General features: G+C 40.0%; 26 protein-coding genes and 2 pseudogenes. 4 read left to right on the forward strand and 24 right to left on the reverse strand.

All coding sequences use genetic code 11. The features are described from left to right. A partial coding sequence (locus G602_RS31220) for a hypothetical protein (RefSeq protein ID WP_026661338.1) occupies positions 1–193 on the reverse strand: 193 nt, incomplete at its 3' end. 257 nt (positions 194–450) lie between these two features. On the opposite strand from G602_RS31220, the pseudogene tnpA reads away from it, so the two are divergent. Then, positions 451–657, forward strand: a pseudogene (tnpA, locus tag G602_RS32075) (IS200/IS605 family transposase); the annotation flags it as partial. Between the two features lie 355 nt (positions 658–1012). Here the strand turns inward: tnpA and G602_RS0113215 are convergent. The 6 genes from G602_RS0113215 to G602_RS0113240 all read right to left on the reverse strand — a co-directional run bounded on the left by G602_RS0113215 (position 1013) and on the right by G602_RS0113240 (position 7582). Then, positions 1013–1288 (reverse strand): hypothetical protein, encoded by a 276-nt coding sequence (locus G602_RS0113215; RefSeq protein ID WP_026659451.1) that lies wholly within the window; start codon positions 1286–1288, stop codon positions 1013–1015. After that, entirely contained in the window at positions 1285–1677 is a 393-nt protein-coding gene (locus tag G602_RS0113220; protein WP_026659452.1) for a hypothetical protein, read from the reverse strand. The genes G602_RS0113215 and G602_RS0113220 overlap by 4 nt, the downstream gene beginning before the upstream one ends. A gap of 102 nt (positions 1678–1779) precedes the next feature. Continuing rightward, the gene (locus tag G602_RS0113225) at positions 1780–4029 is read right to left on the reverse strand and encodes a glycoside hydrolase family 31 protein (protein WP_026659453.1); all 2250 of its coding nucleotides are present in this window, start codon (positions 4027–4029) and stop codon (positions 1780–1782) included. 20 nt (positions 4030–4049) lie between these two features. Then, positions 4050–4943, reverse strand: coding sequence for a carbohydrate ABC transporter permease (locus G602_RS0113230; RefSeq protein ID WP_026659455.1), 894 nt, complete (start codon positions 4941–4943; stop codon positions 4050–4052). Between the two features lie 18 nt (positions 4944–4961). Next, positions 4962–5840, reverse strand: coding sequence for an ABC transporter permease (locus G602_RS0113235; protein WP_044932089.1), 879 nt, complete (start codon positions 5838–5840; stop codon positions 4962–4964). 59 nt (positions 5841–5899) lie between these two features. Further along, positions 5900–7582: an extracellular solute-binding protein gene (locus G602_RS0113240; RefSeq protein ID WP_026659457.1), complete on the reverse strand. Its 1683-nt coding sequence runs from the start codon at positions 7580–7582 to the stop codon at positions 5900–5902. Between the two features lie 193 nt (positions 7583–7775). Here G602_RS0113240 and G602_RS0113245 point away from each other — a divergent pair, with 193 nt between their 5' ends. Both G602_RS0113245 and G602_RS0113250 read left to right on the forward strand, forming a co-directional pair. Beyond that, positions 7776–8900 (forward strand): response regulator transcription factor, encoded by a 1125-nt coding sequence (locus G602_RS0113245; RefSeq protein ID WP_026659458.1) that lies wholly within the window; start codon positions 7776–7778, stop codon positions 8898–8900. Next, complete coding sequence (locus tag G602_RS0113250; RefSeq protein WP_026659459.1) at positions 8881–10509, forward strand: sensor histidine kinase; 1629 nt, start codon at positions 8881–8883, stop codon at positions 10507–10509. Before G602_RS0113245 ends, G602_RS0113250 begins: the two co-directional genes overlap by 20 nt. A 132-nt stretch (positions 10510–10641) precedes the next feature. Here G602_RS0113250 and G602_RS0113255 read toward each other — a convergent pair whose 3' ends face one another. The 16 genes and pseudogenes from G602_RS0113255 to G602_RS26590 form a co-directional block, all read right to left on the reverse strand. Further along, complete coding sequence (locus G602_RS0113255; protein WP_026659460.1) at positions 10642–11682, reverse strand: phosphotransferase enzyme family protein; 1041 nt, start codon at positions 11680–11682, stop codon at positions 10642–10644. Positions 11683–11746: 64 nt separating this feature from the next. Beyond that, entirely contained in the window at positions 11747–12637 is an 891-nt protein-coding gene (locus G602_RS0113260) for a metallophosphoesterase family protein (RefSeq protein ID WP_026659461.1), read from the reverse strand. A 201-nt stretch (positions 12638–12838) separates the two neighbouring features. Further along, positions 12839–13486, reverse strand: coding sequence for an HAD-IA family hydrolase (locus G602_RS0113265; protein WP_155829882.1), 648 nt, complete (start codon positions 13484–13486; stop codon positions 12839–12841). Next, positions 13452–14498 carry an outer membrane protein assembly factor BamB family protein gene (locus G602_RS0113270; RefSeq protein ID WP_026659464.1) on the reverse strand — a complete coding sequence of 349 codons (1047 nt, stop codon included), beginning with the start codon at positions 14496–14498 and terminating at the stop codon, positions 13452–13454. Before G602_RS0113270 ends, G602_RS0113265 begins: the two co-directional genes overlap by 35 nt. A 379-nt stretch (positions 14499–14877) precedes the next feature. Further along, on the reverse strand, positions 14878–15714 hold the full coding sequence (locus tag G602_RS0113275; protein ID WP_196808674.1) for an EFR1 family ferrodoxin: 837 nt from the start codon (positions 15712–15714) through the stop codon (positions 14878–14880). Positions 15715–15912: 198 nt separating this feature from the next. Then, positions 15913–16200 carry an ATP-binding cassette domain-containing protein gene (locus G602_RS0113280; RefSeq protein ID WP_026659466.1) on the reverse strand — a complete coding sequence of 96 codons (288 nt, stop codon included), beginning with the start codon at positions 16198–16200 and terminating at the stop codon, positions 15913–15915. Between the two features lie 118 nt (positions 16201–16318). Further along, positions 16319–17185, reverse strand: a complete 867-nt coding sequence (locus G602_RS0113285; RefSeq protein ID WP_196808675.1) for an endo alpha-1,4 polygalactosaminidase — start codon at positions 17183–17185, stop codon at positions 16319–16321. A 175-nt stretch (positions 17186–17360) separates the two neighbouring features. Next, the gene (locus tag G602_RS0113290; RefSeq protein WP_022779769.1) at positions 17361–17810 is read right to left on the reverse strand and encodes a GNAT family N-acetyltransferase; all 450 of its coding nucleotides are present in this window, start codon (positions 17808–17810) and stop codon (positions 17361–17363) included. A gap of 32 nt (positions 17811–17842) precedes the next feature. Continuing rightward, a complete protein-coding gene (locus G602_RS0113295; RefSeq protein WP_026659468.1) occupies positions 17843–18304 on the reverse strand; it encodes a GNAT family N-acetyltransferase in 462 nt (153 codons plus the stop codon). A gap of 169 nt (positions 18305–18473) precedes the next feature. After that, positions 18474–18764 carry a hypothetical protein gene (locus G602_RS26580; protein WP_044932090.1) on the reverse strand — a complete coding sequence of 97 codons (291 nt, stop codon included), beginning with the start codon at positions 18762–18764 and terminating at the stop codon, positions 18474–18476. A gap of 119 nt (positions 18765–18883) precedes the next feature. After that, positions 18884–20101, reverse strand: coding sequence for a YecA family protein (locus tag G602_RS30475; RefSeq protein ID WP_026659469.1), 1218 nt, complete (start codon positions 20099–20101; stop codon positions 18884–18886). A 451-nt stretch (positions 20102–20552) separates the two neighbouring features. Then, positions 20553–20807, reverse strand: coding sequence for a hypothetical protein (locus G602_RS0113320; RefSeq protein ID WP_026659470.1), 255 nt, complete (start codon positions 20805–20807; stop codon positions 20553–20555). Positions 20808–20889: 82 nt separating this feature from the next. Beyond that, positions 20890–21237 (reverse strand): annotated as a pseudogene (locus G602_RS26585) (DUF1284 domain-containing protein); the annotation flags it as partial. Between the two features lie 77 nt (positions 21238–21314). After that, positions 21315–21683 carry a GNAT family N-acetyltransferase gene (locus tag G602_RS0113330; RefSeq protein ID WP_196808677.1) on the reverse strand — a complete coding sequence of 123 codons (369 nt, stop codon included), beginning with the start codon at positions 21681–21683 and terminating at the stop codon, positions 21315–21317. A 20-nt stretch (positions 21684–21703) separates the two neighbouring features. After that, a complete protein-coding gene (locus G602_RS0113335; RefSeq protein ID WP_026659473.1) occupies positions 21704–21886 on the reverse strand; it encodes a hypothetical protein in 183 nt (60 codons plus the stop codon). Further along, entirely contained in the window at positions 21883–22362 is a 480-nt protein-coding gene (locus G602_RS26590) for a cupin domain-containing protein (RefSeq protein ID WP_044932092.1), read from the reverse strand. Before G602_RS26590 ends, G602_RS0113335 begins: the two co-directional genes overlap by 4 nt. Before the next feature lie 445 nt (positions 22363–22807). On the opposite strand from G602_RS26590, the gene G602_RS26595 reads away from it, so the two are divergent. Then, positions 22808–23872: an AAA family ATPase gene (locus G602_RS26595; protein ID WP_256374980.1), complete on the forward strand. Its 1065-nt coding sequence runs from the start codon at positions 22808–22810 to the stop codon at positions 23870–23872. Here G602_RS26595 and G602_RS29900 read toward each other — a convergent pair. Further along, positions 23865–24302, reverse strand: coding sequence for a DUF3795 domain-containing protein (locus tag G602_RS29900; RefSeq protein WP_081676011.1), 438 nt, complete (start codon positions 24300–24302; stop codon positions 23865–23867). The genes G602_RS26595 and G602_RS29900 overlap by 8 nt on opposite strands. Positions 24303–24358 lie beyond the last annotated feature (56 nt).

Genomic DNA, 24358 nt, shown 5'->3' on the forward strand with positions numbered 1-24358 from the left:
GCTGATCTATCCTTTGGTCGTAACGAGGACAGCGTCTGTGGCAGAACGGACAATCATCCTGATGCCATTTATCCGTCCGCGCATGGATTCTGAGGTGGGTAACACCATCCCGATCAAGATAGAAGTTTGCATCTTCTACGACAGCATGATTGACATTGAGCAATTTTTTACATAATGTATTAGCAGAAACCATCTGTGGGTACCTCTGGTATCTCTGTAGTATAGTTTGGACGCTAATACATTACAGAAACACAGATGGTTTTTCAATTGCAAATATACATCAGAGGACTGGCATAGTACCCACCATCATGCCAGAAGCCTCTAATAATCAAAGCTTTGCAAGATGCAGGCTACGACGTTGAAATTGATAACAGAATGCTAATAGTAGATGATTACGACACCAATAATGGAGTCGCTGTAAAAATCGAAGCTTTGCCGTAAATACATCCTATGGACAACAGATATAACCATTGCAACAGACGCAAGTACAGTCTAAAAGTGCATATAGTTCTCGTCACTAAGTACCGCAAACAGATACTTAAAGGCTCTATTGCTGACGATGCTAAACAGCAAATATATGATATCTGTAATTCTAAAGGTTACGGCATTATAGCTATGGAAACCGACAAAGACCATATACATTTCCTGATTACATTTTTATGTTAATCTAACAAATTTTAAAAAAACTTAACGCGACTTTTGAGCCCCTGACGAGGACAAAAAGTCGCGTTTACTATTTCAATTATTATATAGAAAAATCTTATTGATATGCATATTTAAGCCATTTTCTTGCATATCACCGTAATCAAAATTGGTCTCGATAACTATCTGTGCAGATAGTTAAAATTATATGCATAGATATTTAAGAACTACCATCTATGATCTGGTCAAAAACAATCCTCTTCTTGGCATACCACTACTATATACTTTTTCACCGATGAAAAATAGCTGAATATTGCTATATTTTCACAAAAAAGGAGCCTCAAATTGTATGAAGCCCCTTCTGAAATCATTAATTCAGCTGTAATACCTTTTTATCATATTCTTCTATTTGTTTGATCAGTTCCTCCGGTACGTCCTTATCTTGATTAATCAGAATCATGGCCTCAATCCTATATGGATTCTCATACTCGGGATCAATATCTCCTCTTACGATAGTAGTCTTAACCCCTATTCTCTCCAACATATTATATTTTTTCTGGCGTTTCTTCAGTTCTTCTTTAGTAGGCTTTACATCAGAACCCGGAGCTATAAAGGGCTTTGGCAATGTATTCAATTCTTTCTTCATAGCTTTTTCCTACCTTTCTTATAAATGAGACCATAATCACCACTATTTTTAAGAATGGTTTTCATAGCCAACTGTACTCTATCTTTTTTATCGGCATTTTCCCTCACCAACTTGAAGTACTCCGCCATTGCAGATCCAGAATCAAAACCAGTATCCTTAATCAACACATACACTGTACCATCATTTCCTACAATCGTCATCATATACAGTGACACATTGAAACAAAATGTTACAAAATCAGTCCCAGAAAACGTGCCAGCGCTCGGGTGGTTATGCAAAAGCAATAATGAATTCTTGCTACTTGTCTGTAATGCCTCCTTAGCTTCAGGATTATCAGCAATATCAGCGTTACCTGCTTCTTTTCCTTCAACAACCCAATAATTCCACAATCACTTTATGCACTGACTCTTACCAGCTCCTGCCAGGCCTTTACCAATTTACGTTATTCAGATAATTATACTCCAAAGTGTAACCCCGCAGAGATTTTCAGATCATAGCCTTCTGATATCTATCTTTTCGTATTTTTTATACCCCTCATGAATAAGTTCTGTAACGAGCTTTTCATCTTCTGTCTTTGTAAAGCGGTACAGGTTGTACTTTCCTTCTTCGAACTGATAATCCTCCCCATTGTCCTGAAAATGATCGTAAGAAGCATCTCCCGGTGTAGTAACAAGTATCAGCCTGTCATATGTCTTTTCACCCACGTACTGCACCACCTCGTATGTAGGGATAATGCTGCCCTCTCGGATAAATATCGGGCACACATCCAGTGGAGCATCCTTTACAATGTACTGCATTCCTTCGTAAGCCTGCCCTGTGAAGTAGTCATACCAGGTTCCCCTTGGCAGATATACCAGCTTCTTGGTTGCTCCCTGTTCTACCACAGGGGAAACAAGTACATTCTCACCCACAAGGAACTCGTCATTCAGATTATATGTGTTTACATCATCCTCATAATGAAGTACAAGAGGCCTCATTACCGGAAGTCCTGTTTCAAGTCCCTGGTAGAACAGATCATAGATATATGGAAGGAACGTGTATCTGAGTTCCACATGTTTGCGATAGATATCCATTACCTGCTCATCGAACTTCCAGGGCTCCTGTGCCTTGGATCCCTTGGCAGAATGATTTCTGAAAAACGGTGAAAATACTGCCGCTTCAATCCATCTGCAAAGGAGTTCCTTATTCGTATCAGCTCCAAAACCGCCGATATCTGTTCCCGCCAGCGAAAATCCGCTCATTCCCAGATTACAAAGCTGAGGGATCAACATTCTTAAATGTGCCCATATGCTCTGATTATCGCCGGTCCAGACTGCACAGTACTTCTGGGATCCACTGTAGCAGGCTCTTGTGATAACAAGGGGTCTTTTACCTGTAAGTTTTTTCATCCCCTCATAAGTGGCAATGCCCTCAAAGTGCCCATAGACATTATGAAATTCCCTGTGGTCTGTTATTCTGCCATTGATCTCAAAAACCGTATCCTCCGGCAGTGGTCCTTCAAAACTGGCAGGTTCATTCATGTCATTCCAAATGGCCTTTACTCCCATATCTGTCAGGATCTTATGACTGTCAGCCCACCATCTCCTGACTTCCTCCCTGCCAAAATCAGGGAAAGTGGCATCCCCCGGCCATACCTTATTTACGTATATGCTCCCATCAGGATTGGTGGCAAAATATCCCTTAGATACTCCTTCATCATACATAAAATAGCCATCTTCCTTTTTGGTCGCAGGATCTATAATGACAACAGCCTTAAATCCATCCTTCTCCAATTCGGAAATGAGATCTCCTGGTTTTCCGTATTTTTCATCATCCCACGTGAAAACCCTGTATCCGTCCATGTAGTCTATATCATACTGCACTGATTCACAGGGAATCCGGTTATCTCTCATTCCTTTGGCAACTGCCCTGATATCGTCTGCACTTTCATAGCCCCATCTGCACTGATGATACCCAAGAGTCCACAGCTGAGGCAACCCGGTTCTTCCTGTCAGATATGTATACTCACGGATAATATCTGTCATTTTTTTGCCATACAGAAAATAGTAATTGAGGTTGCCATCATCAGCGCCATAGTAGAAATAGTTACTGTTCTCTTTTCCGAAGTCCATATAGCTGTGGAATGTATTGTCGAAAAAGAGTCCGTATACAGCATCGCAGGTTTTTCCTATCATAAATGGTATCGATTTGTAAATCGCCGGCATGTTTTCGTTATGGATCTGGGGAATGTCTGAGTTCCAGTTTTCAAAAGCATAATCTCTCTTGTTGAGATACCCTGTCTTATCTCCCAGACCATAGAAGCAGTCCCCTTCTCCGATTTCTTTGATGATCTGCACTTTATAGTTATGAGCTTCAAGGTTTGAGACATCATGTCCTTCGGCTGCAAGCTCCTTTTTTGACTTATCGCTCAGTGTCCTTTGGATAATGCGCTCTCCTCTGTAATCGCTTAAGATCTTCTTTCCTTCAGCATCCAGGATCTCTGTGAAAAAGTCATCTGAAATCTTTACCTTCATGTTCTGATTTTCAATGCATATTACATTATCAATGTCATAGACTTTATAATTACATGGCTTTTCTTTACTGCCTTCTATGGCAACCGATGCATAGTTTTCCATCCAGCAGGGTATCTCAAATCTGACGATCTCATCCGTAACAAGATAAACATTGGCTTTCCCGTTCTCATAATCGACAGATATCCTGTTTCCCTCATTTACATATTTTTTTATCTTTCCAAGCTTCATAATTTAACTCCCGAAATCACTTATTCTTTTACTGCTCCCATGACCATACCGCCGATCAGATATCTCTGAAGGAACGGATAGATCATAAGCAGCGGCATTACTGCCACTACTATCTTTGCCGCATTTAAGTTTCTGTTGGACAACTCCGAAACATTCTGAAGGGTCGAAGAATTAGCTGCCCCATTTACAAGCTCCTGCAAATTGATGCTGAGCGACTGTATATACGTCATTATCGGATATTTTTCCACCTTCTGTATATATATTAGTCCCCCGAAAAAATCATTCCAGCTTCCAACAATGCTAAAAAGAGCGATGGTGGCAATAGATGGCTTTGAACATGGCACTACCACTTTTAAAAGAACCTGAAGAGGTGATGCGCCATCTATATATGCTGCTTCTTCCAGTGCCGCAGGTAATCCTCTGAAGAAATTCATCATCAGTATGACGGAGAATATCGGCACAGCTCCCGGTAATATCAGTGCCCAGATCGTATTCAGCAGATGCAGATTCTTGACAACAATATATGTCGGGATCATCCCTCCATTAAAAAGCATGGCAAAGATCAGAAGGTTCATGTATATATCTCTGAATCTAAATTCATCCTTTGTTCTTGTCATGGCATATGCCATCGGGATCACAAGGAGCAGGTTGATGATAAGCGCTATTAAAACTCTGGCGACAGATATTGCAAATGATCTCCAGAACTGACCATCCTCCAGGATCCTTTCATAAGCCATAAGCGTAAAATCCACAGGAACAAGTCCCACTCTGTTCGCTGTTACCGCTGCACTGCCTGAAAATGATATGGCTACAATGTTGATTAGTGGCATAAGGCATAACAGCCCCAGAATTATCACCAGCAGATAAATGACTGAAAGTCTTACCCTGGAACCTAAACTTTTATTATCTATCATATCCAGCCTCCCTTATCCTCAGTAGATTCTTTGTCCGGTAAGACTGTGTGTAAGTTTGTTAGCACTCACCATCAGCACCATTCCGATCACGGACCGTAAAAGACCCACTGCTGTTCCAAAACTGTACTGTCTGCCCACAAGTCCGATCCTGTAGACATATGTATCAAGAACATCTCCCGACTCATAAACCATCGGAGAATACAGGTTGTAGATCTGATCAAATCCGGCACTTAGGATCGTCGTCAGATTCATGGCTGTCATGAGCATTATTATAGGAAGCATCCCCGGTAATGTCACATGCAGTATTCTCCTCCACCAGCCTGCACCATCGATGGCAGCGGCTTCATGAAGACCTGCGTCAATACCGGTTATGGCAGCAAGATAGACAACTGAATTATATCCAAATTCTTTCCATACATCTGTACCAATGATGAACTTTCTGAAAACGTTGTTATCCCCAAGAAAGTTAATTCTCTCAAGACCAAATCCTGTGAGTATGCTGTTCACCAGGCCGTTTAAGTTGAACAGATTAACTGCAACCGCCGCCAGTACGACCCAGGAAAGGAAATGGGGCAGATAAACAATCGTCTGGATAGAGCTCTTTAGAAATTTCTGTCTTATCTCATTTAAAAGAATTGCAAAAGCAATTGCAAGAAGCATTCCAATTATGATCTTTCCTAGGGAGATCACTATTGTATTTCTTATTACCCTTCCTATATCAGGAAGATTGAACATGTACACAAAGTGATGCAGTCCCACAAACTCAGAGCCGGTCAGTCCTTTTGCAGGCACAAAATTCTGAAAAGCCATTATAAGTCCAAGCATGGGAATATAGTTAAAAACAAGGAGAAACAACATTCCCGGAATTACAAAGAAATGATAGTACTTTTTTCTCATCCCATATATCCTCTTAAATAAACCGGCAGCCATTTTTGAAACTGACTACCGGAAAAGAATTAGTTATTGGTTACCTGTTCTGTTATCTCTGAGGCGATGGTATCTCCTCCCTGTGCCTTCCAATCCTTAACGAAAGTATCGAATCCTTCATCAATATCTACAGCACCGGTCACAATCTTAATAAAACTCTCCTCTTCAAGTGTCTGAAGATTAGCCCAGTTTGTCTCCATTGTGTTTGTTGTCTCAGGATAGATCGGAGTTACCCAGTTGTATAGTCCCTTATCAGTCAGGTAGCTGAGGAGATCGACTCCTTTTGTTCTTGAGTGGATCTTACACCAGCCTGTAACATCACCGGTTCCATTGTTATATGCGGTTATGGCATCGTAATTGGACTTCTCCTCGACAGTGGGAATCTCCTCTTTTGTTCCGGTTCCATTAAGGGCAGCTTTTAGTTTTGAATACTCATCAAGCAGATATGTGTTGGACTTCACCTCAATATTGAAGGGTCTTGCGGTACCGTCCACACCGGTGTTCAAATAGTCATTAACTTCAGGATACTTCTCAAGCAGCTCATCACTATTTACCATATCATCATAAAACAGATTAAGTATCATTATTGCCAGCTCAGGGTGCTTACACTTCTTGCTCACTACAACAAACTCACCTGTGGAATTTGAGTGCGTGCAGTTGACTTTCCCTTCACTGTTTACAACTGCATAGGGCGTAAATACTGCATTGTTGTTCAAGGTATACACGTTGTTCAAAAGCCAGTCAGCGATGTGCCATGAACCAAATACCACACCTGTTTGTCCGTTTGTAAGAAGAGAGGTGATGTCATCCCAGGTTCTTGTCCCGAGCTGTTCGTCTACTATTCCCTCCTCAAATAAACCTCTTACAATTGATAATGCCTCCTTCATCTGCTCTGTTGTTGATCCGTAAATGAGCTGACCGCTTTCATCTGTATACCAGTGTCTTGGGTATGCTCCGACCGAGTACGCAATTGCGTTGATGGAATTAGTACCGTCTGATCCCTGGCTGGTAAGAGAAATATCAAATGCCATACCTACCGGATTTTCTGCATTTTCAGGATTGGCTGTCATAAAAGCTTTTGCTATCTCCCTGACTTCGTCAACAGTAAGGCATCTGTCGCCGTCACCATCAACTTCAAGTCCAAGGCCATCGACCCAGTCCTGTCTGATCCAGCACATACTTGTTCCTGGATCAGAAGCTGTAGCCGGAATTGCCATCATCATACCGTCAAAAGTCACATTCTCAAGAGCTCTCCCCTCAAATGAATCATACAGCTCCTTGACATAATCACTTGCATATTCATCATAGTACTTTGTCAGATCCATTATCAGATCGTTCTCATACAGTTCCTTGACTTCATCTTTGCTGGCAACTTTCATCATGTCGGGAATCTCTCCTGCGGAGAGTGCCAAAGAAACCTGCCTGTTATAATCGTCTCCGGATTCTGCCTCAAAGGCATCTGTGATATCGATATTAAGTTCCTCTTCTGCCATTCTTATGTAGGCGTTATCTTCGTAGTTGTCACCCTCAGGGAACTTGGGATTGGCCGTAGTCTGGCGTCCCAGAGCTATGCTTACCTTCTCCCTTTCATCGGGATCACTTACTGACTGGCTGTCGGTATCAGTGGCAGCTCCTCCGCATGCAACCAGTGAAAATGCAACTGAACATGCAAGACCTGTTGATAATACACTTCTTAATATTTTTTTCCTCATTTTTGTCCTCCCAATTTGGACGGCGCCGTGTTGATAATTGGAATTTTAGCAATGACATATGCTCATGTAAATAAAACAATTTTCCGTTTCATGACACAAATTTAATATCATCTGCCGGCGGACATTGAAAAAGAAATTCCACTGGGATAAACTGAAGCTGTCAGAGAAACAGTTGTCGGTAAAGAGGGAATTTATGTATCAATTACTAATTGCAGATGATGAACTGGATGAACGGATGCTGGTAAAGTATCTTTTAAAAGAGTACGAAGACGACATAAACATCACTGAAGCTGCCAATGGTAAAATGGCCGTATCTCTTTTGCAGAAACAGCATTTTGATATTCTTATCAGCGACATAGAGATGCCTTTTATTAATGGCATCGATCTTGCCACAAAAGCCAAGGAGCTGTATCCGGACATTGAGATCATGTTTTTCAGCGGCTTTGATGATTTTAATTATGTCAGGAATGCTCTCTCACTTCATGCAGTCAATTACATTTTAAAGCCAATCAATCAGACGGAGTTCCACGAATCACTGTCGGAGATTCTAAAGAGACTTGATAGCAAAACAATAGAGTTTACCAAATCAGAGAAATATATTGAGGACCATTTTCATGACACCACCGATTTCTGCCCAGAAGACTCCGCCGCAGATACCACTCCCACTTTAGAGGACAGCAATCTGCTTGGTGAAATAAAGACCGCCATAAGAGAAAGCGATACTGAAGCCCTCAGAAATACGGTGATGCATTTCATTGACAAATATTCAAAGCTGGGAAACGTTTCCCATATGTATATCCGTTATATGTGTACATCGGTCCTTCAGGCTCTTTTGTCCTGCCAGTCAGATGGGAAAGACCGCTTTGACTCTGTTGTCAGGCAGGTGTACTACTATAAGCATTTCAGCGACATAAGCAGTCTTATTGAAGAATATCTTGATGCCGCATGTGAAAGCCTGGAAAAAGAACTCCCCAACCAAAGTTATGCCGTCACTCAGACCATAAAGTTTATAGAACAGCATTATAACGAGGATATCTCATTAACTACTCTGGCAGACCTGGTCTTCCTAAGTCCCAACTACTTAAGCAATATATTTGCCAAGGAGACCGGATCAACCATCAATAAGTATATTCGCTCTGTAAGGCTTAAAAAAGCTGCAACTCTGGTTAAAAACACCAATATGAAGATCTCTGACATCGCAGCAAAAGTCGGATTTTCAAACACATCATATTTCTGTAAAAAGTTTCAGGAAGCATACGCCGCAACTCCGGATGCGTACAGACAGGTAAACAGTTCATATGAAAACACTCAAGAATAAGGTCATAATCCTCTGCATCACAGTCAGCATCATCCCAGTTATATTTCTGGGAGTATTTTCATATCTGCGGATCAAGCAGCTATTACTGGACAGAGAAGAAACCGCCATTAAGGAGACTCTTAATTCCGAGATCACCCATCTTGATACAAAGTTATCATCCTATGTTTCCGCTCTGAATACAATAGTGTGGAGTGGAAACATAAAAGATGCTCTGACAAAGGACTATCACTCAAACTATGAGATGTATCTGGAGTACAGGGATACTATAGATCCGCTCTTTTTACAGATACGCTCTATGGACCAGTCTGTGAGAAGTATCACCATCTACACACAGCACAGCATAAATCCCCATGGTTCTATGCTGAGGCCTCTTTCGGAGGCCGAAGGCCTTCCTTTTTATGAACAGTCAAGCGCCTCCGGTCAGCCCATATTCACGGTTTCATCTGACAAAAAGAGTCTTTATCTGACCGGCAAAATAGACATGCCCTCCAATGAGATCAGTATTGTCTGCATGACAATAGACATGGAGGCTTTTCTTTTCTCATCCAGGTCTCTGTTTGATACTGACTACATTTTCTATTTCATGAAAGATGATAATGATGTGATATTCAGATACTCACTCCCCGAAAACGCAGCAGCTGACATCCCTTCAGACAGATTTGTACATGAAGCCGAAGACCTTAGTATACCGGGCTATCACTGTGAGATATACAGACCTGTGGAGGAAATATACAAGGCCGTAACACCAATCACGCTGATGGTTCTCATCGTCATCGCCATCTGTCTTATCTTCATACTGGTGATCAGTTCCTGGCTGTCAAGGATCCTGTTAAAGCCACTAAATGATCTTACATCCAATATGAAAGCTATCGAAAACGGAAATTACGATATAGTGATGACCACAGACAGCAGGGATGAAGTCGGCACTCTTGTGAACACCTTCAATCATCTGACATCACACCTCAACCACCTGATCAATGAAGTACTGCGCTCCCAGATCGAACAGCACAAAAAAGATCTGCAGATCCTTCAATTGCAGATCAATCCTCATTTTCTGTATAACAGCCTGTCTCTGATAAACAGCAAGGCGATAATTGCCGGACAGACAGATATAAGCAATATGTCACAGTATCTGTCTTCTTTTTATCGTACCATGCTAAATAAAGGTCGCAGTATAACCACAGTAGGAAAAGAGCTTGAAAACGTTAAAGCATACATCAAAATACAGCAGATGATGCACACAGACTCATTTGAAGCGGAATTTGACATAGATGAATCACTTCTTTACTGTGAAATTCCTAATATGATACTTCAACCCCTGGCTGAAAATGCCATCATACACGGATTGGATCAGAAACAAACTCCCGGAAAAGGAGTCATAACCATCTCCTGCTACTCTGAAGATAAATACCTGATCTTCAGGGTGCTTGACAACGGCTGTGGCATGAGCAAAGAAAAGTGCAGGACTGTTGTCACTTCTGACAGCAATGGCTATGGTGTAAAAAACGTCCAGCAGCGAATACAGCTGTTTTATGGCGAAGAATATGGTCTTAAATACGAAAGCATCGAAGGTCGCGGCACCTCAATAACTGTAAAGCTCCCTCTTTAATTAACTCATTGATATTTTAGATTTTTTAAAGAATTATATAATGTTTCGTTACTAAAACATATCATCAACTGTGATCAGGATCAGATTTGTCTTATCAAACCAATCTGTCAAGTGGTACAATATACCGGAATCTTACATCTCTACCTCAAAAGGTGATTCAACATCAAAAATATCACTGTAGAAACCAAACCAGCTAAGCCCCTCCACAAGGCACTTCACATTGTAGCTTTCTTCCTCGTCAAAAACGAATTCTTCGCCTGAAGCCTTCTTTACCTCAAAGACATCAATGATATTTTCCATCAATACTGCATTGACCATCATTTCCAGATGCTCAAGTTCTTCATTGGTTATGGTACACTCAGTCCGGTATCCATTAATGACCGTCTGCATATATTTTTCCATATATGCCCTTCTTTCATTCACGTCATTATTCCAGGCAATCCACCCAAGACCATGAGACCATAAATTGGCAATATCATATAAATACCAGCAAGTACGGCAGTTATCAAAATCAAATACATTGATTTTCCCTGTATCATACTCAATGTTATAGTTTCCATCGCTATAGTCAAAGTGAACCATTCCATAGTTTTCAGAGCTCCGCGGAAGTTTTCGCAGTTCCTCCAAAATTTTATGCAGCCTGTCTTTTACCCGACGCCCCATCTTCATATGTAAACAACAGAAATCATCCGGGATAAGGCTCTCGAAATAGTTTTCATTGTACTTCTCGAAGAAATCAAAACGCTTATGAATCGGGCTATAGTTCTTTGAAAGAGCATGTATTTTCCCTAAAACCTTGCCGGTAAGATAGAAGTACTCGTTTATCGAGACTCCATCAATATACTTGTAACCATGATCGGCTATCTGATCACCTTTTGCAATCTCGAACATGGTTACTACCTTCTCATCGATAATTTCAATACGGTTACCTTTCCCTGAGGGGATGGATTCTGCCACGCTGGCTCCACCTTCAGAAAGATAATGTACATACTCGATTTCCGCCTCATAATCCTCAATGCTTCTATCTGAAAGAGAAGACACTCTGAGAACCGAATCATTTCCAATCATAAATACCAAATTCCTGCCGCCCTCATGCCCGTGGACTTCCTTGGCTGAGGCAGTATCGAATCCGTAAAGCTGTGCCGCTTTGATTAAAAGATCTTTTTTCGTCATATGACTTTTTTAATCCTTTTCTTTTTGGTCGATTATCCTACTGGAATATATACTTGCAAACAGACTACAATTTTTCTACTTTAATCACATGAGAACTGATCTGTGGCCTTATCGATACTCCATTCCATCTGTAGTCATGCAACTCAATATCATCCGGCGTAACGGATAAGTATTCACCGTCCATACCACTTATTTTTATCTCGTTGGAGTCAATTTCTATGTACGCACTCATTGCCTGTTTATACTGGAGCATACCTTGCAAATAAGAATACTTTTCCTGCAATTCTTTTTTGCTTGCTATCTGACCGCCCAACCACGCATAATTTGCTAAATTAACTGTCATATATGGTATTCCATCTTTGCAAGAAAAGTCATCGCCATGATCATGACCATTTAGACAAAAAAGCACCTTACCTGCCACAAGATTTTTGCGAATTTCTTCGCGGTTATAGATTCCTCTTGTAGGAAAATCATTTACAAGACTATGATGTGAGAAGATAATACACTTCATATCATCATTCAGTTCTTCCTGTAACCAGTGAAGTTCTTCTGTTGGAATAATTGGGTACACTGCGTGCTCGTTTTTAAAATTCCTTTTATAGAAAATTTCTTCTTTCCCATCATTTTGTAAATAACATGAATTCAAAAAAATCAATTTGTATCCCTTACAAACCACTGAATAATAAGGCTTATCTATAGAATAAAAATTTAAAATCTCATCGAGTTTACACTTGTCTGTTTCATGATTTCCTATAGCATTATAAAAAGGTATACCCAACGACTTAAATTGCTTCAGCACTTTAAGATTTTCATCTACAGGATTACACAGATCTCCCAATGAAACGATGAAGTCCAGATCTCGTTTACGCGCGTTTGCCAGGATTTCCTCTATCCGATTATCTCCATCGGCCACTTCAGCATAATGTAAATCAGTAAAAACAAGAAATCTTAACATATAAACATTCTCCAAGTCATTTATACTGAAACATAATCCAATCAACAAACTTGAAGTTGCTAATTCCTCAAAAATCAGTTTTATGATCTTTAACCACTAATTTATGCCCCAGTACTACTTCTTCACTTGTTACGAAATAATCTTCAAATATAACGTTCTCTTTCCCTAGGGAAAAGAGTTTTATCCTGTAATTTAGATAAATCAAAAACAATACAAACTACTATAATCTCTTTTTTCATCGTCAAAATATATTGTAGTAAATCCCATTTCAGAAGGTATCTTCAAATTTGACGCTGTATTATCAATAAATATGCACTCTTCTGCCTTAAGACCGGACTGTTTTAAGGCTTCTTCAAATATTTTTCTCTCAGATTTTCTACTATGAACATCTGCCGAAATTATTATCACATTAAACAATTCCTTAAGTTCGGTGTTGCTTACAATGGTTTTTATTCTATCAGCTTTATTGTCGGTTATCATTCCAATTAGGTAATGGTCATGCCTATCCTTTATATACTGAAGCATCTTCTTGTCGATAGTAATATTCATAAATGCGCTTTCCAACACTTGATAATCCAACGAATAACCTATATCTTCACAAAACTGCTTCCATATGTCTTTATGCGTAATACTTCCATATAGCAAGTCATGATTATGCTTGCAATAAGCATTATTTACCATTTCATATGGAATATTGGTTACTTTAGAAATATAAGATATTATCGTTGGAGATCCTTGCTTCTCCATTGTGATAACACCATCAAAATCGAAGAATAGTCCTTTTATCATTTGTTGTTTATCCATATCCAATCTTTCACCATTGTATTTGATAGATGTCACCTGTCCCACAGACAAAGGCCACAAATCGGTCTGAGTGCACTATTTCCATAGGCATACTATAACTGCGAAACGGTTCTTCCAAGCTCTTGTGCATTTTGGGAATGTCTTGGGCCGCAATGAGTTCTCCAGTCATTTTATCTATCTGTACAAATTCATAATCACCGTTATCGGACTTTAGGAATCCAGCCATAGATTTGGAATCAATATCGGTAATTTCCCATATTTCGGTTTCTTTATCCCACAGCTTCTTACCGTCACTGATCCGCAAAGCAGTAATATGTTTGTTGTTAATATTTTCGCAACTATAGATGATTCCCTTATCGGCATCAATCACTTGAGAGGGTTCCGAACCGGCCTTCTTTTTCTTTTGCCATAATGGTTCACCTGTATTCTTATCAAAGCAAATCACATACTGCGAATATGAAGAGCCCACGATTCTGTCACCAACTATTCCCGCAGGCACGCCCACGCTCCAAGTTCCGGGGTACTTATAATTAAGCGTCTCCGTTAAATCGTCGTTGCTGATTCTGAGAATCTTGGAATTCGACGTGGCAACATACAGCTTTCCGTCATCTTCCAGAACCGGTCCCACAAGCCACTTGACCCTATATTTCTTCCTTTTTATTATTTTGCCCTTAATAAGGTCAATCTTGATTATCTCATTAGCACTTGTAACGAAAAGATTGTTTCCCACAACAGATAGGTCTGGTTTATCTGTCAAAACTTTCATTTCTGATTGTTCAGTGCCGGTCTCAAGATCAAGCGACAAAATCATCCGCTCGGTTGCAAATATAATTCTATTCTGCCACACAATTCCACCGTACAGCTGCTGGACGCACCTGCTCGTAAAAGCATCATTAACAAAATACTCCCAGACAACATCGCCTTCGACTACGTCCTCGCACCTGATGAATGCGGAATCATTATTCAAAACAAAATATATTAGTCTGTCACCGACAAAAACAGGGCAGAAATAATTGTAAGTTCTCGCGCCCGTCTCTATCTTTCTATACAGTTTCAAAGCTAACCTCCAGCCTATGTATTAATTGTTCACACTTTTGTTTCCATATTCCCTTCAATCCCTATTATACATAAACCAAAAGATGTAGCGAAAAACATTTGTTTTATGAAACACATTAAAGGCAATAAAATAGCCACTTCTGCAGTATTTAATTACAGAATTGGCTATAACCACATTTAATTCCGGTTTTATGTTCCAACGTTCATCCCGACAAATTCTTTAGGTTAGAATCGCTGTAAGGTCAAACGAAAAAGCAGCTTGAATTACTTTCTACTGCCTTTTTGATAAAAAGAAAATCACTGCACACAGCCTAGGCAGGCCATCGCGCAGCGATTTTGTTCAACTTGAATTTAAATATATCAATTAGCTTATACAACCATTATTCAATGTGTATTATATCTTTCATTAAATCGCCAGCTTTAATAAGTGGATGATGATATCGTTTGCGCTTTTCTGGCAACCTTAAGATCTTGGATATGAAAGTACCAAGCTCCTGATAAGCCTTTGGTGTCTTGAACTGAATAGCTTTAGTCGGGCAATATGCAACGCAAGCATTACATCCATGACAATGATGATTCCATACCGGGCGTCTTTCTGACATTGTTATGTTTTGATTTGGACAAACCTTTTCACAAGTGCTGCATCCTATGCATCTATCATCTGTATAAAACCCTTTATCATACTCATGTTCTATTGCAATATATGGTCCCATGGTATTTTGATAACGTCTTCTTGTTAGTGCCGACATATGCGGATATGGCACGTTCTTTCTTGCGACAATTTCACTACAAATCTTTTTTGTTTGTCGTTCCATATATGGTAGCATGAGTTTTTCTGGAGGGAATGGAGGATAGGCAGTACACTGGCTTGCTACACAGCGTAAAGCTCGTCCGTAGGAAAGATGCGCATTCTTCTTTGAAAGAATATCTTCGACTGTTTCAAAACAACGACCATGAACAGCAATATAGGTTGCAACCATAAATATATATGCGTTTGGATTTATATCAATATTTTCGATAAAGGATTTAAAGGTACCAGGAACATCCCATTCATATACAGGACACACAAATCCTATAACATCAGCGTCATTGGCTGAGACCTTTTGTGAATCATTTCTTACGCTGTATAAAACAGCTCCATCAAGTGACTCTGCAATCGTGATGGCTGCCCTTAAACTATTTCCTGTTCCGCTGTAATAGTATATTACTTTTTTCATCCCACTCATCCATAAACTCCGATTTGCTTAATACAAAGATTCTAACCGTTTCAACAATAAAAATAAAGTCCACTGATATGAGCTTCATTCTTCACTTCCATTTATCTGTGAATGGTAACACTCTTTCCAAAAATCCTTTAATCTATCCATTATTTCTTTTTTGCTATAGCCGTAATATGCTCCCCTTGTGAGAAGATTCTACTTAACTGTAAGCTTCCCATCAAGAACTGAATTCTGAAAAACGATTCCGATTTCTTTTCTGATGGAAGCATCTTCTCTTCCAAGCTCGTGTCCCATAACAAGGACTTCACCTGATGACTTTGGAAGTATTGTGCTCAGCATATTTATTGTCGTTGATTTACCGGCACCGTTTTCTCCAAGGAAGGCAAACAGCTCACCCTGCTTTACGAAAAAAGAGATATTATTTACGGCAGTCATTTCACCATATTTTTTCTGCAGTCTACTAACTTCTATTACGTTTTGCATTTTGAACTCCTTTCATCGAAACCTTTCTTACGAGATAGATACTACCTCATTTCCCCCACAAAAAAAGCACAACTCAGGTGAGTTGCACTTTTCGTAAGGTGATATACATTTTTTAGTTTCAGGACAAATCCAGACGCCCCGAAATATAGTATTTGTAATGCTTTTTCTTGCAATATTCTCTTATTTTATTGCTCAATTTTTTATCCTTGGTGTATTCCAGCAGATAGCATTTTTTATGGGCACGTTTTACAGTCTTTAAGTATTTTTTGAAATATTTTGTTTCATCGGAGTCGTTTTTCCCAAACTTATCCTTATCATAATCAATTATTTTTGAAAAAACCGTCTCCTGATTTACACCATCAAGAATCCCGTTAAGGTTGCCATTTTTCTCGTAATATTCTGTGATGAAGGTATCTCCTCCATTGATTATGACTTTTCCCTTTTTGCTAAGGCCTTTGAGAATATTTTCCACACCGGCATATATGTTTTCAGTATGATACAGATAATAAACATCGATATTATCTACAAAAAAACCATCTACTCCGGTTTCATCTATCTCCGTAGAAAGCTCATTCAGGATAAAATTCTGCCATTTCTCCGTTGAAACATCGACCCATTTTTCATCAGGCCAATTATCATACACACCAAGTGTTATATCTTCGAATCTGCTGTAATAATCCCGATAATTCTCTATAGCTCCTACATTGATATAGCTGTAGACTTTATGTCCCTTTTTCTTTAGCTTCTTAATATCTTTTGATGAAAAGCCATTCTGAGCATCGAGGACAATTGTCTTATAATCCCCAAACTTTTTCATGGCACTCTTTCCGGCATTTACCGATAGAAAAACGCCGTAATCGTAAGCAAATTTATTCCCGGCACAAACATTCATGCTAAACACTCCCATAAAAAAGCATACGCACAATGTCAGCACCAGAACCCTTCGGCTTAAGTTTCTTTTAGCCACACTTATTAAATTCCCCATGATAAACCTTTTCATTCTCCTCACATATATTATTATTTGCCCGTAATTATTTTACAAAGCATAATCTGAAATGTACATAAGCTATTCATTAAAACTCTGAAATGAAGCAGATCCTTGTTGTTGCGTTACAGTTCAGACCCTTAGAATTATTCATATGCGCAAGTGATAATATCACCTATAAGCTGGAATTAAATGTTTTAGCAAAAAGACATAACCCGTCTTCTATTCCCTTAAAATCTAACCCTGCACGTATTGCAATCTTCTTAGTAATATCCTGTTCAGGGTCACATTCTATTACTGCGCTCTTGCCAAGTTCCTTTGTTCTTTCTAATAGCTCACTTGTTAGCGCCGTCGCATATCCCTTGCCCCAGTGCTTTTTCTTGAGAAGCCATCCTATCTCCATGCTATTCGTATCATATTCATGGAAAATCACATATCCAACAAACTCACCTGCATCATTCTCTGCAGCAAAGACACTTGGCGGGTCGCACAAGCCATAGTCCTTAATGAACTGCTCCGTTTGATCCATTGAATATGGTGGCTCGATGTATTTCATCACATCAGGATCAGAAAGCACTTCGTAAAGATCCTGAGCATCGGATTTAATCATCTTTCTGATTATCATAAACTGCTCCCATTTATATTCATGCTTCACTTCTAGCCATGTATGTACTCAACCTCATCAAGTTTACCTGTAATATGATTCCTATTTCCGGTAGGTACAAATCCATTCCGCAAATACAAGCGCTCTGCTCCGTGGTTGTTCTCTAAAATCCAAAGAACCGGAGTATGGCCGTTAGCCTGAATCTTAGAAACAGCATATTCAAGAAGCTTGGTTCCATATCCTTTATTCTGGAATTCCGGCAGAACATATAAGTCTTCGATAAGTCCTCCATCAATTGATACCACTGCCACGGGATCCTTGTCATATAGGATAAAGAATTCGCTACCTTTATCGCGCTTACCTGCTATATAATTCCGCTGATTCTCGATGGAATGCTGCTCAATAAAATCTGCGGAGCAAAATGAACGGTGGGATTCCTTCCAGGATATAGAATGGATTCTGGCCGCGTCCAGTATGTTCTTATCAGTCACAGGGACAATGGAATAATTCGCCAAAACTCACTCCCCTATAATCAACTTATAGTAGTGTGCATCAAAATATGTTTCTTCACCCCATTTTCTAAAGCGTGACTTTCTATCTTCTGAAAAGCCAAGTTTCTTAAGGAGCGCGACAGATGCGGCGTTCATATCTGCGACTTTTGCAACGTGTAAATTCCTCCGTGAATTATTTATCTTTTTCCACCAGCTCATAAATATCCTTGGACGCTTTTTCTTCAAAGTATGCTCTCAGTCGAATATTTGAGTCCCACTTTGCCTGGGGGAAGTTTCCATAACGTCTTTTGACATCATTCATGCGATCCTCGATGTTCATTACGCCTTCGCTGCCTGCCAACGCATCACAGAGCTGGATCAGCCTGTCGTAATCATCAGGTGTGATCTTACTTAGCTCTGTCCGGATCAGCTCGTACTCTTCGTCTGAAGTGTCGACATTTCCAATATACTCATCAAGTCTCATATTGTTAAAAGAGTGTGTAAGGCATTCTCGTACTCACTTATAATCACAAGATTCTCCGCCATGCGCTCTTTAAGCATGGCTCTTGCAGTCTCCTGGTCAATCATTAAATCCTTGTTTTCCTACCTTCCGCAGCACTTCTTATATTTCTTCCCAGAGCCACATGGACATGGGTCATTAGGATAAACTTTTTTCTGAATAATCCTCTGCTCACCGTATGGTCCATAAGGCATATCAATTACCGGCAAAACATCTGCATTGCTATCAAGATCTAAGTTAAAGCCCATCCTCTCCATCTCCGGAGCCGCCTTTGCAAGCATCTGTGCTGCATGACTGCTTCCAGGCACGATTGTAGGCATCTGCCCGGGCTTAAGCTCTTTTGGCAAAAGCTCAATTGGCTTAAAACCTCTGTTATAGAGCATTCTGGTATTATTGGAAGCCTCATTATACAGCTGCATAAGCTTCTGAACCTGGTCCTGTCCCTTAAGCCGCAGATTGTCAAAGAACCACTGCATCGTATCAGTCAGATCGTCACTCTCAGATACCTCATTCCACAGGTCTGCAACCAACATTTCCGCGTCGTCATCATCCATATCAAGATCATTGATAAGAAATTTCTGCAGGTTCTGATATGACTTTTCCGAAACAAGCGCCATGGTATCGAAAAACTCGATAATCTCAGCCTCTGTCGGGATATAATAATCCTTGCCTGCCTGGTTCATCTTGAGCTCTTTAAGCGCTTCCTTATTATCAAGATACACTTCATCAACAAAAAACTCCGCTACTCTATAAACATACTGCAGATCTTTAGGGAATTTTTCATATATATACGTAAGCTCCTGCTCGGAGAATTTCATCCCCTTCTTCGTATTAGCCAGCTTAAGTACAACGTCGATTGGTGCATAACCATACATAAACTGCAGCCAGTCCAGGCATTTCCATATCCAGGAGGCTCTAGCCCTGTATTCCTCGAATTCTTTCGTCTTTACTTTTTTATACGCCGCGCCAACATCACCTGGGACAAAAATAGTACCGACATCGTTAAACGCATAATCTGCCTCAGATAAAAGTGCTGCTCTCTCGCTGTCTTCTTCAGAATACGGACATCCTTTATTGATAGCCTTTTCAAAAAGCGCCATAGTAGCATCATCAAATATGGAAAGTCTGTAAAACATAACCTCCGGATCCAGCATTGCATCCACAATAACATCAATAAGCTCATCCTTCTTAAGCTTGGATGTACCCTTGATACCCATCTGAGAAGCAATGGCCCCCAGAGAATCCTTCTTGTAACGTTCGATTTTTTCCCTTAATGTCCTGTTGTCTGCTGATTTGCTCAAAAGAGATCCCCCTTATCATACGGATTTATAATGAATGTCTCTAGTTTATACTTATCAATTCATTATAATAAATTATACTGTGTGGGTCCCTGATTTCCAATTATCACATTTTCTGCAAGTATATCTCTTAAATCCGCAGGCGCTGTTCCTGCATCCGAAGTAATTCCATTCAGAATCCATCCTTTTTTCCAGCATTCCGCCGCACCAAGGACAAGTAAAGAATTCTTGCTTTAGTTGTGCTTGATACATTTTCTCAAGCTCTATGACAAACTCAGATTCATTTCCCTGTACAACTACGAGAAATGGGAGCGAGAAAAGTTCGCAGATAATAAGGCATTGTCGCTGAAATCGGATACCAAGCCCTACTATAAGCCGGATAATCACATATATCAGATACAGCCGCCCTGTGGCGGCTTATTGAAGTGGAAAATACAACTAATCTTTCAGTTGATTATTTTAAAACTACATACACTCCCGCAAGAAGTATCATTAACACTCCAACCACTGTAAAGCATGCAGATATTCCAAGCCCTGAAACGTAGGCTGATGCAAAGAGAAATAAGACTTCCACGAGACTTACTCCCATGTTGTAAGCTGATAAAACTTCCGCCCGCCTATCTCCAAGATGATTTTTATCAACGACTTTATTTTCAATTCCATCAAATATATATGCAGGAACTGAAACTACAAGCGGAAGAAACAGCATGATTACTTTATAAATACTTAACCATTTCATTATCAAAAAAGATGTACACAGAACCTACCGTTCCATGTACGCCTTATACCCGTCATAAAACATATTTTTTATCCCTGATATTTCTCCAGCATGCACTTACCGGATACCATTCACAATCTCCGCAGATAGCTTTAAGCCTCTCATCTTCTTTTCCAGCCCCCAGCTGTTCATCAAGTTTGGTGATAAGCTCCTGATATGAGTAAACTCCTTCTTTAAGTTCAAATGCGTCTATTACACCTTTATCAAAACGCTGAACCTTTTCATCTGTTTTACATACACCCTCTGACACTTTGGATGGACAGTCACTACATAAGCAGTCCGTTGTAAAAATGATTTCCACCTTCTCATCCGGATTATTACGAAGGCGTTTTGTAACTATATCCATATTGGAGACAAATCCTTCCGAATATCCTTTTCAGCTATACCCTTGCGTGCACAATAGGTGATGCGGTCTTAGTTTAATTATTCCGTCCACTATTATTCTTCATCCTCCAAGTATTCTATTTTTTTCTCAACTATATCCCTAGAAAAAACTGCACCATAAAAGGACCGGTACATCTCCCACAGCTTTTCCCTTGATCTTATACTGCTGTTTTCTAACACAAGTATTATGAATGGAACTCCAAAGCACCTTACTCTTAGCCCAGTATCAATGCAACCGTTTCTTTCATAAAACCCTATGCGCCTTGCCTGAAGCTCCTTAAGGTCACGTTCTTTAGTATAAGCAGGATCTTCTACCTCTAAGATAATAAGCCCTGCTCCCGACATATATTCCCGAAGCAGTTTAATGATTTCACTGCCGAGCCCTTTATTTCTGTACTTAGGGAAAACTGCAAGATAGTCCACAAGAAAGCTCATTCCCTGCTTTACAAGGAACGTGTCCCGATTATCTCAGAATCATAAAATAATCCCAGGCACTCATATACTCCATCTTCAACAGCTTTTAGGATTACCGGAAGCTTTTTAAGCTCATCCTTGATAAAATCGTGGACCAGCCGTTCCTGATATATGGTTGTTATTTCAGCGCTTCGAAGCTTCTTTAGTTTCATCTGATCATATCCTCTGAATATGCAAGGTGCTTTATCTGCTCATAATCCGAAGGGCAGACATCACTTATCTCTTTATCACCAACCAGCCTGAATCCATCATAAGTAAACTTAGGAGTTGTGGCACAGGACATGAAACAATAACTGCTTTTATCAAGGTTTTCTGCAGCAAAAATGGCTCCTTTAGGTATTACTGCCATACCCTGCTGATCTTCCCCAGGTCCAATTACAACCTCCGACACGATTCCATTTATTATCATGGTAATCTTCAGCCCGCAGCCCTCATGATGGTACCAGATCTCATCACAGTCAATCTGATGAAAATGAGAAATATCATCTCCTTCAAGCAGAAAATAGATACTTCCCATAAGCGACCGGTCTTCATGCGAAAAAGGTGCTGTGTAAACCTCTGCAAAACATCCGCCTTCAGGATGCTTTTCCAAATGGTACTTTTGTTTTAAATACTCTGCTCTTTCCATCTCTCTCCTTATGATTATCCATCTTATCTTTTACATACTGAGCTGTACTAACAAATCCTTATATCTCTGGGAGTTGGTCCTTATATCTTCCTTTGAAACACCATAATAAAGATACGCGTCTTTCATAATCTTATTACTCTTTCGAATAAAGGACTTACTGCCACTTGCTCCATCGCCTATGTAACCGGTATTTGCGTATACTCAATTGAAATTTCCCCAACAAACATATTTTATCATAGAAAACCGTCAACGGCGGCAGAGGGTATGGTACACAGTGCACGGTCTCCAATGCTAAAAGGTGTGATATGTAGTTTTATATCCATTTTGGTAAATTAATTTTCTATAATATCGCATATAACTTGTTTTTCGGGCTGCTACTCTCCCTGAATTTAAGGATACACTCATCAAAACAGATTCCGCACCTGATCTGGTTCCAGTCAGCGTCATATATGGTCCAAACGGAGGCGGTAAGTCCAACCTGCTCCAGGCTCTATCATGTGTGATTTCCACCATAGTAAAGCCTGTACATGAGTTAGAAAAAAACCGTCAACCGCTCATCCTTCAGCAGAGGGTTGATGCCATCCCATTCTTATTTGACGATGTGTCAGCTAATGAACCGACAGAGTTCAAGCTATTTTTCTTAACAGGAAGCAACCTATACTGCTACTATATTGCCCTAAAGGATGATGAAGTAGTTTCTGAGTCACTGACTCGTAAAGCTGTCACTGCCAAGAAAACTGCCGAGCTTTTTGACCGCGAAATGAATGATATTACCCTCGGATACAGTATCAACAAAAAAAGCATCAACAAAAATGTAAATCCGAAGATGCCCTATCTTTCATTCCTTGCCATCAACTACGATATCCCTGAAATCAGCGAAGTAATGACCTGGTTTGAAAGTTGCATCATCAGAAGCTACGCAAATCCGATGATTGAACACCAAATCATGCTGGAAAAGTATACAGAAAATAAGAGCCTGTTCATCAGTGCTCTGAACGATATGGATATTGACATTACAGATTACCGCTATGATGAAGACAGTAAACAGCTTTACATGAAGCGCAAGCTTGGAAAAAAGGAATATGAGCTGTCATTCACAGAAGAATCAGATGGAACAAAGAAGCTTATCTCCGCTCTGCCAGTTATCCTACTAGCTCTACGTGAAGGAAGACTTGTCATCATTGACGAGCTTGATGCCAAACTCCACCCGAAGCTTCTGCGTTATGTGATCCTTCTTTTTAAAAATAAAGAGATAAACCGTCACGGTGCACAGCTGCTTTTCACTTCCCATGATATGTCTACTATGAAAAACTCCATCTTCCGCCGTGATGAAATCTGGTTTGCAGCAGAAAATGAAGCACACGAAAGTGATGTATATTCTTTACATGAAATGAGAAGCGAGGACGGAACAATAATCAAGAATACAGCCTCCTATGACAAGCAATATCTTGAAGGCCGCTACGGCGCAGATCCCTATCTTCAGAACATGCTGGGAGGTGCGTTCAAATGAGTCTGAAACCAGCAAAGGCTTCTTGATGACTAGCAGATTCTTGATAAAACTCTTTCATATCATCGCATGGGAATACATCACATGATGCACAAGAGTCTATTCTTTTTTCTCTGCAGCATTTGACGGGCATGCATTCATCTCCAGCTTTCCATTCTGTGAGCCGGCAAGAAGGGCACTTTCCTTCTGAGAAATCCGGACATTTCGAACAATTTACACCACAATATGCCAATTGCTCACGTAGCTGCTTTACAATTTCAGCCTGTTCCGCCGCAGACAACTCTGAAAGGTATATGCAGTACTCATTTGGATATCCCCCGACAAACTTCATATGCTCCATGCTTATCTGTTTAGGATCTGTAATCCATAGTACCTGTTCTCCCCAGAAATCTTCTATATATTTCAGTCGCTCTCCATTATAGATAATGTCCATGATACTCCTCTATTCTATCTATATCCGCCGGCATAGTAGCTTTTTCAATGAAAGAT

This window comes from Butyrivibrio sp. AC2005 (assembly GCF_000424145.1).
Classification (GTDB): Bacteria; Bacillota; Clostridia; order Lachnospirales; family Lachnospiraceae; genus Butyrivibrio.